This window comes from Streptomyces sp. NPDC002853 (genome assembly GCF_053591915.1).
On the sequence record NZ_JBSFUS010000003.1, the window covers coordinates 243022 to 258844 of the forward strand.

The window sequence follows — 15823 nt, forward strand, 5'->3', positions numbered from 1 at the left end:
TGTTCAAACCGTACCACGGCGCGGAGGGGGTGTTTCGCAGCTGGTCAGCCGCCCTTCTTGTCGCCCTTGTCGTCGCTGTTCTTGTCGCCGCCCTTGTTGCCCTCGTCCGCCTTGGCCTGGGCGTCCTCAGCGCGCTGCAAGGCTTCCTGCAGGTCGTCCTGCGCCTTGCCGTACGCCTCCCAGTCGCCGTCCTTCAGGGCCGTCTGGCCGTCCTCGAACGCCTTCTGGGCGTCGTCGAGGGCAGCCTGCACCGTCGGGTCGTTCGACTTGGGCGGCTCGGTCGGCTCGTCCGTGTCGCCTTCGTCGGCCGGTGGCTTGGTGGTCCCCTCGGCGCCGAAGACCTGGTTGAGGCCGTCGCTCAGGGAGTCCGCGAACGCGGTCTCCGTGCCGTAGGACACCGCGACCTTCTTCAGGAGCGGATACGCCGACTTACGTCCCTGTACGTACACGGGCTCGACGTAGAGGAACCCGTCGTCCAGTGGCACCGTCAGCAGGTTTCCGTAGAGGACGTCGGAGTCGGCGCCCTTCATGTCCCGGACGAAGTTACCGACCTCGGTCATCGAGTTCAGCTTGTTCTGGACCTGTTCCGGGCCGTCCACGTCGCCCGTGACTCTCAGCAGTTTCATCTTGCCGAAGTCCTTGCTCCTGGCGTCGGCGTCGACCGTCATGAAGGCGCGCAGATTGGGGCGCCCGCTGGGGGTGAACGTCGTCGTCAGTGCGAACTGCTGCTGCGTCTGGCCCGGCGTCTTCATGGACAGGTAGTACGGCGGAACCGCGCTGTTGTCCTTCTTCGTCGGGTCGTTCGGCACCTGCCAGGCGTCGGACGCGTTGTAGAACTGACCGGCGTCCGTGACGTGGTAGAGCGTCAGGAGTTCGCGCTGCACCTTGAACATGTCCTGGGGGTAGCGCAGGTGGTCCATCAGGGCCTTGGGGATCTCACCCTTGTCCTTGACGGTGTCCGGGAACGCCTTCTTCCAGGTCTTCAGGACCGGGTCCTTGTCGTCCCAGGTGTAGAGCTTGACCTCTCCGGTGTACGCGTCGACGGTCGCCTTCACCGAGTTGCGGATGTAGTTGACCTGGTTCTGCTGGGCCACCACGGCGCGCGCGTCGTCGGACTCCGACAGCGAGTCGGCCGTGGTGTCGCCGAGCGTGGTCCGCGAGGCGTACGGATAGCCGTTGCTGGTCGTGTAGGCGTCGACGACCCACTGGATCCTGCCGTTGACGACCGTCGGATACGTGTCGCCGTCGATGGTCAGCCAGGGAGCCACCGACTCGACGCGCTCCTTGGGGGTGCGGTTGTAGAGGATCCGCGACCCCTCACCGATGGCGCCCGAGTACAGCATCTGCGGCTCGCCGAAGGACACCGCGTAGGCGGCGCGGTTGATCGGGTTGGAGAGATTGACCCCGCTGTCGCCCTTGTAGCTGTAGGTCTTCTGGCCGCCGCCGTCCTCTTCGTAGTCGAGCTCCTTCTGGGGCCCGCCGACGATCGAGTACTGGGTGGTCTTCTCGCCGTAGTAGATCCGCTGCTCGTACTCACCGAGCTTGCCGGTGGTCGGCAGGCCGGACTCCGTGAAGTCCGGGGCGCCCTTGGAGCCCTTCTTGGTCTCCGTGCCCTTGGCGGTGACCATGCCGTACCCGTGGGTGTAGGCGAAGTGGTCGTTGATCCAGTTGCGCTTGTCGAGCTTGTCGAGGCTGAGCTCACGCAGACCGACGATGGTGTCCTGGCCGTTGTAGCGGTCCACGTCCAGGGTCGTCGGGAAGCGGTAGTACTCGCGCTCCTGCTCCAGCTGCTGGAACGTCGGCGAGACGATGTTCGGGTCGTTCAGCCGGTAGTTGGCGGCCGAGTCCGCGTCGTCGCGCTTCTTCTCGGGGTCCTCGTCGGCCTTGCCTGCGCCCTTGTAGTCCTCGGGCTTCACGTCGCTGATGCCGTACGCGTCGCGCGTGGCCTTGATGTTCTTCTGGATGTACGGCGCTTCCTTGGCCTGCTCGTTCGGCGAGACCTGGAACTTCTGCACGATGGCCGGGTACAGACCGCCGATGAGGATGGCGGAGAGGACCATCAGGCCGAAGCCGATGACCGGCAGCTGCCAGGTGCGCCGCCACAGCGTCCCGAAGAAGAGCAGCGCGCAGATGACGGCGATGCAGAACAGGATGGTCTTCGCCGGCAGGTACGCGTTCGCGTCCACGTAGCGAAGGCCCGTCCAGTCGCCCGTCGCCTTGAAGTCGCTCGACTTCACCGCGAGGCCGTACCGGTCGAGCCAGTACGCCACTGCCTTGAGCGTCACGAAGACGCCGAGCAGCACCGACAGGTGCCCGGTGGACGCCGCCGTGGCGCGCGCGCCGGGGCTGGTGACCCGCAGCCCGCCGTACAGGTAGTGCGTCAGGGCGGCGGCGATCAGGGAGAGGACCGTGGCCGCGAAGCCGAAGCCGAGCAGGAAGCGGTACCAGGGCAGGTCGAACGCGAAGAACGACACGTCCAGGTGGAACTGCGGGTCCTTCTGACCGAAGGAGACGCCGTTCACCCAGAGCAGCCATGTGCGCCACTGGCCCGCCGCGGACGCGCCCGCGATCAGACCGACGAGCGTGGCGATGCCGAGCAGCAGCCACTTCTTGTACGGCGCGATGCTCATGCGGTACCGGTCGAGGCTCTGCTGCTCCATCGACATGGCGCTCAGCGGCGGGCGCAGCCTGTGCGCCAGCCAGATGTTCAGGCCGACCGCGACCGCCATCAGCAGGCCGAAGACGAAGAACAGGCCGATCTTGGTCCACAGTGTCGTCGTGAAGACCGACGAATAGTTCACCGAGCGGTACCAGAGCCAGTCCGTCCAGAACCCCGCGAACATGACGAACACCATGGCGAGTACAGCCAGGATGCCCAGTGTCATGAGCAGGGTCCGGACGCGACGGGACGGTCGGCCCACTCTGATCCGTGGCCCCGTCGGGCCTCCGCCGCGGTCCGGCATCTGGAAAGCCAAGGTGCGCACCTCGAAGTTCGATGTTGATTCTGTTGATACGTCAGGGCCCTGTGATCGTGGACCCACACCTATGCAACTTACCTACGCTTTACTCGGTTCCCGTTTCTGGGGACTAACGAGGCAGGATTGTGACCATGTCCAACACTCCCATGGCAGCGAGCCCCCTCACCCGTGCCGTTCTCGAGATCGACGAGTACGCGTCCGGCCTCGGCTGGGACCGGCCCGCACGCCTCTTCGCGCTCGTCGACACGGCGCGACTGCGCTCCCAAGAACCCGGCCTCGCCAACCAGCTCGGCCTCGACAACTCCCCCGAGGAGACCGGCCTCACACCCATCGAGCAGGAGGAGATCCCGGAGGGCAAGCCGCTCGACGAGTTCCTCGGCACCATCGCCTGGCCGGACGCCGTGGCGGGCTGCGCGCTCACGGTGGAGCGCCTGATGCTGCCGCCGTCCGCGGAGACGTCAGTCCCCGAAGGGCTCAGCGAGGCTCAGCTCGCGAAGTGGGTGGCCGAGCACCCGGACCGCCAGGAGGTCCGCATGACGGTCGCGGTGCTGCGTGACGGTGCGCGGGAGTCGGCCCTGCGGCTGCGCGAGAAGGACTCGGCCACCGAGGTCCTGACGGGGTCCGACCTGGTTCCTGGCCTGGCGGACGCGCTCGCGGCCACGTTCGCCTGACGCCACGCCGTACTCGTATGCGGGTGGGTCTCCCCTGCCCGCGTACGTCCGGCTACTTCTTCGCCGTGCACTGCGGCAGGTCCGCGGTGTCGCCCTTGCGGATGTCGGCGAGGGAGTCGACCGCGTCGTCGATGGTGTTCACCTTGACCAGCGTGAGGCCGTCCGGGACGTCCTTGGCGGCCGTGGCGCAGTTCTCCTTGGGCGTCAGGAAGTACTCGGCGCCCTTGGCGCGCGCGCCGACCGTCTTCATGCCGATGCCGCCGATCGGGCCGACCTTGCCGTTGTCCTCGATCGTGCCGGTGCCGGCCACGAAATTGCCGCCGGTGAGGTCGTCCGGGGTCAGCTTGTCGACGATGCCGAGCGCGAACATCAGTCCGGCGCTGGGTCCGCCGACGTCGGCGAGCTTGATGTCGATCGTGAACGGGAACGTGTGATCGGTGCCCGCCTGGATGCCGACGATCGCCCGGCCGTCCTTCGCCTTCTCCGTGGTGATCTTGACGTCCTCCGTGCGGGTCGGCTCCTTGCCGGCCTTCTCGGCGGCGGCCGCCTCCTTCACGGGGACGAGGCTGAAGACGACGTCCTGGCCCGGCTTGTGCTTGGTGACCAGCTCGGCGACGTCCGTCATCTCCTTCACGGGCTTGCCGTCGACCTTCTTGATGACGTCGCCCGCGTGGAGCTTGCCCTCGGCGGGGCTGTTCTTGAAGACGGTGGAGACGACGACCTGGGACTTCACCGGGATGTCCAGCTCCCTGAGCGCGGCGACCTTGGCGCTCTCCTGGGACTGGCTGAACTCCTCGGCGTTCTCCTGGCTCGACTGCTGCTCGGTCTTGCCGTCCGGGTAGAGGGTGTCGTGCGGCACCACGATGTTGTCGTGGGCCATCCAGCCGTACACGGCCTCCGCGATGTTCATGTTGTAGTCGGCACTCGTGACCCGGACCGTCGTCATGTTGAGGTGACCGGTCGTCGGATACGTCTTGTGGCCGGTGATCTGCAGCACCGGCTCGCCGCCGTGGTCGCCGAGGGTGTTCACCGTCGGACCCGGGGACATCTCCGAGTACGGCACTTTGATGAGGACTCCGGCGCAGAGCAGCGCGATCAGCATCAGGGTGGAGGCGAGCATCGTCGCGGTGCGGCGTGGCATGGAACGACAGTACGGGACCTGTCTGTCAGTGCACCCCTGGGGCCAGTCCGTACGGGGCTCACAGGGCCTCAGGAGGCCTTCTGACGCCCTTCCGGGACTGCGGCCTCACGTACCCGGGGGGACTTCTCCATCGCCTCGCGGAAGGCCGCGTAGCCGTTCAGCTCGGTGTTGTCCCCGGTCTTGCCGGACTTGCGGTTGCGCGCCGCCAAGGCGGCCCACAGCCCCGCACCGACGGCTGCCGCGAACGGAATCAGCAACCAGGCAAGTGATGCCATGTCGACCTCCCGACCCCTTGAGCGACCGCAACTGACTGATCAGCAGATTAACCATCCGCTGCGTCAACGCTCACGCCAGGGGTCGGGTTACGCAACCGGAGGCTCCTTGGGCCAACTGGCCCGGCGCGACGGCAGCCGACCGGCAGCGGATCAGCAGGCGCCGACCCACTCCTCCTGGCCGTCGGAGAATCGTTGGTGCTTCCAGATCGGCACCTCGTGCTTGAGGTCGTCGATCAGCTTGCGGCAGGCGGCGAAGGCCTCCGCGCGGTGCGGGCAGGAGACGGCCACGACGACCGCGAGATCACCCACCGCCAGGTCGCCGACGCGGTGGACGGCGGCCAGGGCGCGCACCGGGAATTCGGCGACGACCTTCTCGGCCACCCGGCGCATCTCGGCCTCGGCCGTCGGATGGGTCGAATAGCCGAGCTCGTCGACGTCCGCGCCGCCGTCGTGATTGCGCACGGTCCCCACGAAGAGCGCCGTGCCGCCCGCGGCGTCGTCACCGACCGCCCGGAAGACCTCGTCCAGGGAGAGCGGTGCGTCACGGATCGCGAGAAGCCTGATGGGGTCCTGCGCGGCCTGCTCGCCGGGGTGGTCGTTCGTGGTGCGTGCCATGCGGCCATGGTGCCGCACGGCACGGACATCACGGAATAGCGCTTTCGCCCGGCACGCGCGCGTGCCGCGTTGGAGCTCTCTACAGACCCACGGCCGGGCGCGGGCTGCGTCTCAGATCCGGCGCCGCGCCTTCCGGGCGCGCCGCACCACCGCCGCGGCACCCAGCAGAGCGACCGTCGCACCCGCGGCACCCGCTGCCGTTGCGTCCTTGCGGCCGAGCCTGCGTCCCGCGACGGTGCGGCGACCCGCGACCTCCTCCAGCAGCTCCCCGAGGACCTCCTCGTTGGTCCACCGCGGACGCCAGCCCGCGTCGTGCAGCCTGCTGACGCTGACCACCCACGGGTACATCGTGTACGCGAGGTCGCCGGCCGGGGACGGGGTGAGACCGATCCGGTGCAGCCGCGCGGCCGCGCCCAGGGCGACCGTGGAGGGCAGCTCCATGCGCCGGATCTCGCTGAGCTCCTCGACCTCTTCCTGTTCGAGCCAGCCGTCGCACCCGACGGCAAGCTCCCCGTCGACCTTCTCCAGGACGGCGTACTCCAGGGCGCTGCACAGATCCTCGACGTGGCAGAACTGCCAGGCGGGGCGTGAGCCCGCCACCACGAGCAGCCGGGGCGACTCGAAGTACCGGGTGAGCGCGGTGTCCGTGCCGCCCACCAGGATCGCGGGGCGCACCACGGTGACGTTCAGGCCGGGGTGGGCCCGGGGAGCGCGCCGGGCGAGGCGCTCGACCTCCAGGAGGTCGCCGACGCCGGTGGCCTCCGCGGTGGCGCGCAGTTCGGCGTCTTCGGAGAGGGGCAGTTCGTTGTCGTCCAGCGCTCCGTAGACCATCGCCGAGGTGCAGAGCACGACGCGGTGGACGCCGGCCGCGGCGGCGGCCGTCAGCACGGTCTGCGTGCCGCGCACGTTGTACGCCGTACGGGCCGCAGGGTCCGTCTCCAGGTCGAGATCGAGCGCGAGGTGGACCACGACGTCCGCGCCCCGCAGCTTCTCGGCGATGGCCGGGTCCCTGACGTCGAGGATGTGCCACTGGGCCTCGGCGCACTCGCCCCGCCGCTCGTCGATGGCAACGACCTGCTTGATCTCCTCGGACGCGGCCAGGCGCTCGGTCAGCAGCGCGCCCACGCCGGAGGCGGCGCCGGTGACGGCGACCACGGGCCCTCGGACAGGTGCCGGTGTGGAAAGGTTTCGCGCTGCGCGAACCTGTGGATCTGGGGAACTCACCAGGCGTCTCCAGCGGTTGTCTTCAGTAGATACGCGAATGACGCGTACGTACCAGGTGGCATCCATCCTGCCGCAGGCCATGAGTCGGCGGAGCACTGAGGCCCGATCCCGTCACGGTGTCTACGCTGGGTGGTGTTGTAGGGCAGCCGCCGCCGGAACCGTACCGGCGGCCTGACGAGCCGAGGAATCCCGTGAGTGACACCCCATTCGGATTCGGCCTTCCGCCGGAGGAGCCGGAGAACGGCGACGAGGGCAAGAAGAAGGACACCCCCGGAGGGGGACAGGGCGGAGGACAGGGCTCCGGTGGCCCCGCGAACCCCTTCGGCTTCGGCGGCCTGCCCGGCGCGGGCGGCCCTGGCGGTGACAACCCCTTCGCCGCGATGTTCGGTTCGATGAACCCGAACGACCTGGGCGCCGCGTTCCAGCAGCTCGGCCAGATGCTCTCGTACGAGGGCGGGCCGGTGAACTGGGACATGGCCAAGGACATCGCCCGCCAGACCGTCTCCCAGGGGACGACCGACGGCACCAAGGACGCGAGCGTCGGTCCCAGCGAGCGCGGCGCGGTCGAGGAGGCCATCCGCCTCGCCGACCTGTGGCTCGACGACGCGACGTCCCTGCCGTCCGGCTCCGGCGTGGCCGTGGCCTGGAGCCGCGCCGAGTGGGTCGAGGCGACCCTCCCGGTGTGGAAGGAACTGGTCGACCCGGTCGCCGAGCGCGTGGGCCTCGCCATGGGTGACGTGCTCCCCGAGGAGATGCAGGCCATGGCGGGCCCGCTGATCGGGATGATGCGCTCCATGGGCGGCGCCATGTTCGGCCAGCAGATCGGCCAGGCCGTGGGCGTGCTCGCGGGCGAGGTCGTCGGCTCCACGGACATCGGCCTGCCGCTCGGCCCGGCCGGCAAGGCCGCCCTGCTTCCGGTGAACGTCGAGGCCTTCGGCAAGGACCTGGGCGTCCCCCAGGAGGAGGTCCGGCTCTACCTGGCGCTTCGGGAGGCCGCCCACCAGCGGCTCTTCGCGCACGTGCCGTGGCTGCGCTCGCATCTGTTCGGCGCGGTCGAGGGGTACGCCCGCGGCATCAAGGTCGACACCGCGAAGCTGGAGGACGTGGTCGGCCAGCTCGACCCGCAGAACCCCGAGCAGCTGCAGGAAGCTCTCCAGCAGGGCATGTTCCAGCCGGAGGACACCCCCGCGCAGAAGGCGGCCCTGGCCCGCCTGGAGACGGCTCTCGCGCTCGTCGAGGGCTGGGTGGACGCGGTCGTGCACGCCGCGGCCAAGCCTCGCCTGTCGTCCGCCGACGCCCTGCGCGAGACTTTGCGCCGGCGCCGCGCGTCGGGCGGCCCCGCCGAGCAGACCTTCGCCACGCTCATCGGCCTTGAGCTGCGCCCGCGTCGGCTGCGGGACGCCTCGCGCCTGTGGGCCTCGCTCACGGACGCGCGCGGCGTGGACGGCCGCGACGGACTGTGGGCCCACCCGGACATGCTGCCGACGGCCTCGGACCTGGACGACCCGGACGGCTTCGTGCACCACGAGCAGCTGGACTTCTCCGAACTGGACAAGATGCTCGGCGAGGCGGCGGGCGGCTCCGCCAAGCCCGACCTCAAGAAGGACACCGAGGGCACGAAGGAAGCGGACGACAAGGGCGACGACGAGAAGTGAGCCTGTACGACGACGCGGTCCTCGTACTGAAGGGTTACGAGGACCAGGAAGACCTGCGCCAGTACTACCTCGACCACCTCGCCGCCCACCCCGAGGACGGCATGTGGAAGGCCTGCACGGACGGCCACGTGACGGCGAGCGCTCTGGTCATCGACCCGTCACGCGGGCGCGTGCTGCTGACCCTGCACAAGAAGCTGCGGATGTGGCTTCAGATGGGCGGCCACTGCGAGCCCGGCGACCCGACGCTGGCCGCGGCCGCACTGCGTGAGGCCACGGAGGAGTCGGGTGTCCCGGGCCTGACGCTCCTCCCGGGAGGCCCGGTCCGTCTGGACCGCCACCCGATCCCGGGTCCCTGCACCCAGCACCTGGACGTGCAGTACGCGGCGCTGGCCCCTTCAGGGGCGACCGAGGCGATCAGCGACGAGTCCCTGGACCTGCGCTGGTTCGCGTACGACGAGGTGGCGGATGTCGCCGACACGTCGGTGGTACGCCTGGTGGAAGCAACGAGGGCACGGCTGTAAGCCGCGCCCTGAAGGGGGCGCGGGGAACTGCGCGACCAGCCACAACCGGCCCGCAGTTCCCCGCGCTCCTGCTCACTGCTCCCGCCCCCGCGCAGGGGCTAGCTCCAGACGTTGCCCTGGTTCTGCCCACGGGCACCCTGCTGGCCCATGCCGTACTGAGCCCTGGCGCCCTGCCCGACAACGGCGTTCTGGGGCGGCAGCATCTCGCTCGGCTGGACGAGGGCGTAGCCCTGGCCCATGAAGCTGAGCTCCCAGCCCTCGCCGGTGTTGCCGCGGCGGCGCCACACTCCGGAGGAGTGCGTCTGGGCCTGCATCTGCACCCGCAGTCCGTTGGACCAGGCGACGATCGCGTCGGCGTCGGCGTTCACGTACTGGTCGGGCGTGACCTGCAGCATCAGCGGCTGCCCCGAGGTCATCAGGGCGACCTTGCCGCGGCCCGTGATGTTGAGCTGGTACTTGCCGGACCCGGAGATGCCGTACTGGCTGTCCACGGCGATGACCTGGTGGGTCAGCGACGAGTCGAGCGCGAGGACATAGCTGCTGTCCACGGTCAGACCGTCCTGGTCCACGTCCACCACATGGATGTACTGGGCGAGGTTGGCGAGATAGACCGTGCCCTGGCCGTGGCAGCGCATCAGGTCGAGGCCCTCGCCGGTGTGCGCGCGGGCCCGCTGGTTGCCCTGGCTCTGGTACTCGGCGTCGAACTCGATCAGCCCCTGATAGGCGACCATGGCGCCCTTGCGGGCCAGGATGTCGTCGTGGCCCGTGAGGGCGACCCGCAGCAGCTGCGGGTTCTGGACGGTGTAGCGCTCCTGAGTCTGCTGCTCGGTGTGCGCGAAAAGTGGGCTCTGCATGGTGTGTTGCTCCCCCTCAGCCCCGGGCTCGGAGACGGTCGGTGCTGTCCTCGCTGGGCTGTACGACGACGATGCCCTCCCCGGAGAAACCCATCTGGTAGGCCTCACCGCTGCCGCGCCCGATGAGCGAACCGGCCTTGAAGCTCCGCTTGCCCTTCACCTTGAGGTTCGGGGACCAGGCGATCAGGGCGTCCGGGTCGACGTACGTCTCGTCGTCGCCGCGGCCGCAGTCGACGACGATCGGGGTGCCGCGTGAGGTCAGCGCGACCCAGCCCTGGCCGGAGATCTTGATGTTCCACAGGCCCTGGCCCGCGAACTTGGCGAGGCCCTTGACCCGCTCGACGCCCCACTGCAGGTTCGCGTCGAAGGCCAGCAGGTTCGTGCCGTTCACCGAGAGCGAGTCGCCCGCCAGATTGATGACGACGACGTCGGCTCCGTAGTCGGCGAGATAGAGCAGGCCGTCTCCGGAGCACTTCATCAGAGGTGCGCCTTCGCCGGTCATCCACTCCCGCGCGATCTGCCGCACGGCGGGCGGATTGGGCTCGTACTGCACGAACCCTTCGTAGGCGACCATCGAGCCCACGCGCGCGAGGAGGTCGTTTCCGGTCTGCATCGCCACCTTGACCATGTGGTGGCCGTGGTTCTCCATACGGGCGGCGACGGGCGCGGGAGCGAAGCCCGCGAGTTGCTGATTCATGACGGGCTCCCTCAGACCTCGAACGGCTGGACGATGATGAAGTTGCCGGGAGCACCCCGGAACTGGAGGTTCACGCTCTCCCCCGTGGGGCCCGCGGACGCGTTGGCGCGCAGCCGCACCTGGCTGGACACGATCGCCTGGGACGCGGCAGACCAGGCGACCACGGCGTGGCAGTCGGCGAAGGTCGTCGGGGTGACGGGCAGGACGACGGGCACACCATGCGTCTTGACGATGACCGTGCCGGTGCCCTGGAACTGCATCACGAACAGCGCGCCACCAGGGATGCCGTGGCCCTCGATCCTGCGGACCTCGTGCTGGAGGGACTCGTCGAACGCGAGGACGTTCTCCGCGGAGACACAGATCGCGTCCCCCTGGAGCTCGATGGGGTGCAGATGCGTGGCCTCCTCGGCGAGGAAGACCTGGCCGCGGCCGGAGCAGCGCATCAGCTGCATCTCCTGGCCGGTCGAATTGCCCACGACACGGCCCGCGAAGCCCGCGCCCTTGTAGCTGAACTCGACCTTGCCCTGGTAGAGCACCATGCTGCCCTGTCGGGCGAGCACGGCCTGCTCGCTGACGCCGAGGTCGACGCGGATCATCTTCTCGTTCTGCTGCGTCCAGCGCTGCCCTGTGGGGGCCTCGCGGTACGCGGCGAGAGCCGCCGCCACGCCACCGGCCTGCGGGGCACCCTGGGGGGCGCCTGCTCCGTACGGGGACGGGGCCGTGGGCTGACCGGGGAACTGTCCGGGGGGCTGCTGGCCGTAGCCGGGGGGCATCGGGGCGCTCGGCTGCTGGCCGTAACCGGGCGGCGGGGGCGCCGACTGGCCGGGGACCTGGCCGAACTGCGGCTGCTGCGGCGGCTGCTGGCCGGGCTGCCCGTACGGGGCGGGGGCCGGCGGGGGCGGGACCGCGCCGCCCTGCGGCGGGGTCATGGGCGCCACGATGGTCTGCGCGGCGTGTACCGAGGGGTCCGCGGGGGCCGGGGCGGGCGGCGCGAAGTTCTGGGCCGGGGCGGGCGCAGGGGTCGGTGCGGGGGCCGGGGGCTGCGCGGGGGCCTGGGTCTGCGCGGGTCCGGCGGGGGCGCCGAACGCGGGCGGAGCGGCGGCCTGGCCGGGGGGCGCGAAGGCCGGGGCGCCGGTGGCCTGCGGTGCCTGCGGCTCGGGCTCCTCCTCGGCGACCTCGCCGCCGAAGTTCTTCAGGAGTGCGTCGAGACCTCCGTCGAAGCCCTGGCCGATCGCGGCGAACCGCCAGACGTCCTTCATGTAGAAGTCGCCCAGCATCACGGCTCGCTCCGTGGAGAACTCCGCGCCGTTGAAGGAGTAGCGCGCCACTTCCTCACCACCCGCGACGATCCGGATGTACCCGGGGGCGACCTGCGACATCTGTCCGGCGCCGTCGATCGTCGCGGTGAACGACAGCTTCTTGATCTGCGGCGGGATCCGGTCGAGCGTGACCCGGAAGGACTCCGTGTCACCGGCCTGCGCGCCGAGGAGCTGGATGGACTCCTCGGGCGACTTCGGCTGGTTGAAGAAGATGAAGTAACTGTCGTCCGACAGGCGCTCGTCCGCGTCCAGGCCGAAGCAGCTGATGTCGAAGCTCAGTCCGGGGGCGGAGATCTGCACACCTACGTACAGATCGGTACCCGCGGTGAGGTCACTGATCTTGGCCTTGTGGCCGCGTTGGAATTCCCTGGCCATACGTAACGACCGTCCCCCATCCCGAATGTAAATGCGTCGCGCCAGGCTAACCGCAATCCGCGACAGCGGACCAAGCCGGTACAGACCCGGTACACAACCACCGCGCGCGGCGGAAGTTCACTCGTCGCGGGCAGCCGGCAGATGGGGCAGGCGGTCGGCCGCGACCACACCTTCGAGGTACCCACGAGCCCGTTCCGTCCGGGGATACGCCTCGAGGAGCTGCCAGAAGTTGGGGCCGTGGCCGGGGACGAGGAGGTGCGCGAGCTCGTGGACGAGGACGTAGTCGACGACGTACTCGGGCATGCCCTGCAGCCGGTGCGAAAGGCGGATGCTGCCCTCCGACGGGGTGCAGGAGCCCCACCGGGTGTTCTGGTTCGTGACCCAGCGAACGGACGCGGGCCTGGCCCGGCCGTCGAAGTACTGCTCGGAGAGTCGCTCGGCGCGCTCGGCGAGCTCCGCGTCGCCCAGGACCCGCTTGCTCTCCTGCGCAGCGAGCTTGTCGAGCATGACGTTGACCCAGCGCTGTTCCTCGGCCTCGGACATCCGGGCGGGGATGAGCACGACGGTGCGATCGCCCTCTCGGTACGCGGAGACCGTTCTGCGGCGGCGGGCGCTCCGTCTGACCTCGACCGCGCTCGCCACCGAGCCGGGTGACGGCGGGCTGGTCATGCTGCGCTGTGGGTTTCCGGCGCGGTGCAGTGGGTCGGCGGGCACGCCACGACGTTACCCGTTGGGTGTGGGGGAAGTCCCGCCTCCGGGACGGTTCGGCGGGGTATCGCTCCCCGTGCGATCGATTAGTACGACGAATACCCCCTGCCTGTGGACAACGCTGCGCGGCTGTCCGGCGAGGCGGGCATTCTGGCTGTCGACCGGTGATGCGGACGGGGACAGCGCCGGAGAATGACGGGGGACGAAGACCATGCATCCGATCTTGAAACCGGCGTTGCGGCGCGGCTGGCGCGATCTGAACACGATCCAGTTCGGCGTGGCGCCCGCCCATGCCCTGGTGCTCGGTCCGGTGGACACGGCGACGGGCAGCTTTCTCCAGCTCCTGGACGGGACCCGAGGGTTGCCGCTCCTGCGCGACGAGGGCAAGCGGATGGGGCTGCCCGACGAGCACGTGGACAAGCTCGTGCGGCGGTTGTCCGCGGCCGGGCTCCTCGACGACGCGACGGGCGGCGGTGCGGCGGCCGACGCCCTGCGCAGGAGGACATCGGCCATGGACCGGCTGCGTCCGGATCTGGCCTCCCTGACGGTCGTGGCTCCGGGGCCGGGCGACGGGATGCGGAAGCTTGCGGCGCGCCGCGCGATGCGGGTGCAGGTCCGGGGAGCGGGCCGGGTGGGGGCGGTGGTGGCCTCGGTCCTCTCCGGGGCGGGCGTGGGCCAGGTCGACGTGATGGAGGGAGGAGTCGTCGAACCCTGGGACGTGGCGCCGGGTGGCCTGCCCGCCGAGGCGGTCGGCGACCGCAGGGACACGGCGGCGCGGCGGATCGTGCGGCAGTCGGCTCCGGACAGCCCGCAACGCCGCGGCCGTAAGGAGGCGGGTGCGTGCCGAGAGCCGGGCGAAGGGGATCCGGGGCTCGCCCTCGTGATCATCGCCCCGCGGGACGGACTCGACGTCCACGCGCCCGACCCGCGCACCGCCGAGCCGCTCGTCACATCGGGGACGCCGCATCTTTACGCGGGAGTGATCGAAGGAACCGGAGTGGTCGGACCGCTCGTCCTGCCGGGGACGACGGCCTGCGCGAACTGTCTGGCACTGGATCGCGCCGACCGGGATCCGACCTGGCCGCGCTTGCTGGCGCAGTGGCGTTCGGGACGGGCTCGTCACGTGCACGCATGCGATCTGGCGCTGTCGACCACGGTCGCCGGCCTTGCCGCGGCGCATGCCCTGGCCTTTCTGGACGGGGCGGCACCGGCGAGCGCGGGGGCTCGCTGGGAGGCGTCCGTGCCCGGATTCGACTGGCACGCACGGCCGGTGCCACCGCATCTCACGTGCCCATGCGGGGCGGGTGTGGTGGATAAGGGGGAACACCCCGCCGGGGAGAAGAAGCCGCACGACACAATGGCCGGGTAACCGCCTGCGAAGGCGTGGCTGTCTGGGACTTGGAGGGGCGCATGTCTGATCTTCCCCGGAAGGCGGTAACCCGTACCGCCAAACTGGCCGCGCTGCCGCTCGGCTTCGCCGGGCGGGCGACCTGGGGGCTCGGCAAGCGGATCGGGGGCAAGTCGGCGGAGATCGTCGGCCGTGAGCTGCAGCAGCGCACGGCGGAGCAACTGTTCAAGGTGCTCGGCGAGCTCAAGGGCGGGGCCATGAAGTTCGGCCAGGCGCTCTCGGTCTTCGAGTCGGCGCTGCCTGAAGAGGTCGCCGGGCCGTATCGCGCCGCGCTGACGAAGCTGCAGGAAGCGGCTCCGCCGATGCCGACGCGCACCGTGCACGCCGTGCTCGCCGAGCGGCTCGGCGAGGACTGGCGCGAGCTGTTCCTGGAGTTCGAGGACAAACCGGCCGCCGCCGCCTCGATCGGCCAGGTCCACCGGGCGGTGTGGGAGGACGGGCGCGAGGTCGCGGTCAAGGTGCAGTACCCCGGGGCGGGCGAGGCGCTGCTCTCCGACCTGAACCAACTCAGCAGGTTCGCCAGGCTCCTGGGGCCGCTGATCCCTGGCATGGACATCAAGCCGCTCATCGCGGAGCTGCGCGACCGGGTCTCCGAGGAGCTCGACTACAGCCTGGAGGCGCAGGCGCAGCGCGCGCACGCCGAGGAGTTCGCGGACGATCCGGATGTCGTGGTCCCCGATGTGGTGCATCAGTGCGAGCAGGTCCTGGTGACCGAGTGGATCGACGGGATACCGCTCTCGGATGTGATCGCGGACGGCACCCAGGAACAGCGGGACCGGGCGGGACAGCTCCTGGCCCGTTTCCTCTTCTCGGGTCCCGCGCGCACGGGCCTGCTGCACGCCGATCCGCACCCGGGCAACTTCCGGCTGCTGCCCGACGAGAAGGACGGCTGGCGGCTCGGGGTCCTGGACTTCGGCACGGTGGACCGGCTGCCCGGCGGACTCCCCCCGACCATCGGCCGCTCCCTGCGGATGACGCTCGACGGCGAGGCCGACGCGGTCTACGCGATGCTGCGCGAGGAGGACTTCGTCCAGGAGTCCGTGGAACTCGAACCGGACGCGGTGCTCGACTATCTGCTGCCGATCATCGAACCGATGCTGGTGGAGGAGTTCACCTTCACCCGCGGCTGGATGCGCGGACAGGCGGCGCGGGTGGCCGATCCGCGTTCCCCCGCCTACCAGTTGGGCAAGCGGCTGAACCTCCCGCCGTCGTATCTGCTGATCCACCGGGTGACGTTGAGCACGATCGGGGTGCTGTGTCAGCTGGGGGCGACGGTGCGGATGCGGGACGAACTCGAGGAGTGGCTGCCGGGCTTCCTGGAGGAGGAGCCGGAGGACGAGGCGGACCGCACCACTGGGTAGGCCGCACCACCGGGCAGGCCG

At 69.9% G+C, this 15823-nt stretch carries 14 protein-coding genes; 5 read left to right on the plus strand and 9 right to left on the minus strand.

Annotation, left to right across the window (positions count from 1 at the left end; all coding sequences use genetic code 11):
* Window positions 1–44: 44 nt before the first annotated feature.
* Window positions 45–2984, minus strand: a complete 2940-nt coding sequence (locus tag ACWD02_RS09020) for a UPF0182 family membrane protein (protein WP_451206425.1) — start codon at window positions 2982–2984, stop codon at window positions 45–47.
* Window positions 2985–3109: 125 nt separating this feature from the next.
* On the opposite strand from ACWD02_RS09020, the gene ACWD02_RS09025 reads away from it, so the two are divergent.
* The gene (locus tag ACWD02_RS09025) at window positions 3110–3649 is read left to right on the plus strand and encodes a PPA1309 family protein (protein ID WP_451206428.1); all 540 of its coding nucleotides are present in this window, start codon (window positions 3110–3112) and stop codon (window positions 3647–3649) included.
* A 52-nt stretch (window positions 3650–3701) separates the two neighbouring features.
* Here ACWD02_RS09025 and ACWD02_RS09030 read toward each other — a convergent pair whose 3' ends face one another.
* The 4 genes from ACWD02_RS09030 to ACWD02_RS09045 form a co-directional block, all read right to left on the minus strand.
* A complete protein-coding gene (locus tag ACWD02_RS09030) occupies window positions 3702–4790 on the minus strand; it encodes a YlbL family protein (protein WP_451206430.1) in 1089 nt (362 codons plus the stop codon).
* A gap of 68 nt (window positions 4791–4858) precedes the next feature.
* Window positions 4859–5065 (minus strand): hypothetical protein, encoded by a 207-nt coding sequence (locus ACWD02_RS09035; protein ID WP_451206432.1) that lies wholly within the window; start codon window positions 5063–5065, stop codon window positions 4859–4861.
* Between the two features lie 150 nt (window positions 5066–5215).
* On the minus strand, window positions 5216–5680 hold the full coding sequence (locus tag ACWD02_RS09040) for a molybdenum cofactor biosynthesis protein MoaE (RefSeq protein ID WP_365820340.1): 465 nt from the start codon (window positions 5678–5680) through the stop codon (window positions 5216–5218).
* 111 nt (window positions 5681–5791) lie between these two features.
* Complete coding sequence (locus ACWD02_RS09045; RefSeq protein WP_451206435.1) at window positions 5792–6904, minus strand: SDR family oxidoreductase; 1113 nt, start codon at window positions 6902–6904, stop codon at window positions 5792–5794.
* A 191-nt stretch (window positions 6905–7095) separates the two neighbouring features.
* Here ACWD02_RS09045 and ACWD02_RS09050 point away from each other — a divergent pair, with 191 nt between their 5' ends.
* A complete protein-coding gene (locus ACWD02_RS09050; RefSeq protein WP_451206438.1) occupies window positions 7096–8559 on the plus strand; it encodes a zinc-dependent metalloprotease in 1464 nt (487 codons plus the stop codon).
* Window positions 8556–9080: an NUDIX hydrolase gene (locus tag ACWD02_RS09055; protein ID WP_451206441.1), complete on the plus strand. Its 525-nt coding sequence runs from the start codon at window positions 8556–8558 to the stop codon at window positions 9078–9080. The genes ACWD02_RS09050 and ACWD02_RS09055 overlap by 4 nt, the downstream gene beginning before the upstream one ends.
* Window positions 9081–9178: 98 nt before the next feature.
* Here ACWD02_RS09055 and ACWD02_RS09060 read toward each other — a convergent pair whose 3' ends face one another.
* The 4 genes from ACWD02_RS09060 to ACWD02_RS09075 form a co-directional block, all read right to left on the minus strand.
* The gene (locus tag ACWD02_RS09060) at window positions 9179–9934 is read right to left on the minus strand and encodes an AIM24 family protein (RefSeq protein ID WP_451206444.1); all 756 of its coding nucleotides are present in this window, start codon (window positions 9932–9934) and stop codon (window positions 9179–9181) included.
* A gap of 16 nt (window positions 9935–9950) precedes the next feature.
* On the minus strand, window positions 9951–10631 hold the full coding sequence (locus ACWD02_RS09065) for an AIM24 family protein (protein WP_365820330.1): 681 nt from the start codon (window positions 10629–10631) through the stop codon (window positions 9951–9953).
* Between the two features lie 11 nt (window positions 10632–10642).
* Entirely contained in the window at window positions 10643–12325 is a 1683-nt protein-coding gene (locus ACWD02_RS09070; protein ID WP_451206447.1) for a TerD family protein, read from the minus strand.
* 117 nt (window positions 12326–12442) lie between these two features.
* On the minus strand, window positions 12443–13039 hold the full coding sequence (locus tag ACWD02_RS09075) for a M48 metallopeptidase family protein (protein WP_451206450.1): 597 nt from the start codon (window positions 13037–13039) through the stop codon (window positions 12443–12445).
* A gap of 205 nt (window positions 13040–13244) precedes the next feature.
* Here ACWD02_RS09075 and ACWD02_RS09080 point away from each other — a divergent pair, with 205 nt between their 5' ends.
* Window positions 13245–14402, plus strand: a complete 1158-nt coding sequence (locus ACWD02_RS09080) for a ThiF family adenylyltransferase (protein ID WP_451206452.1) — start codon at window positions 13245–13247, stop codon at window positions 14400–14402.
* Between the two features lie 41 nt (window positions 14403–14443).
* On the plus strand, window positions 14444–15802 hold the full coding sequence (locus ACWD02_RS09085) for an ABC1 kinase family protein (protein ID WP_451206455.1): 1359 nt from the start codon (window positions 14444–14446) through the stop codon (window positions 15800–15802).
* Window positions 15803–15823: the final 21 nt, after the last annotated feature.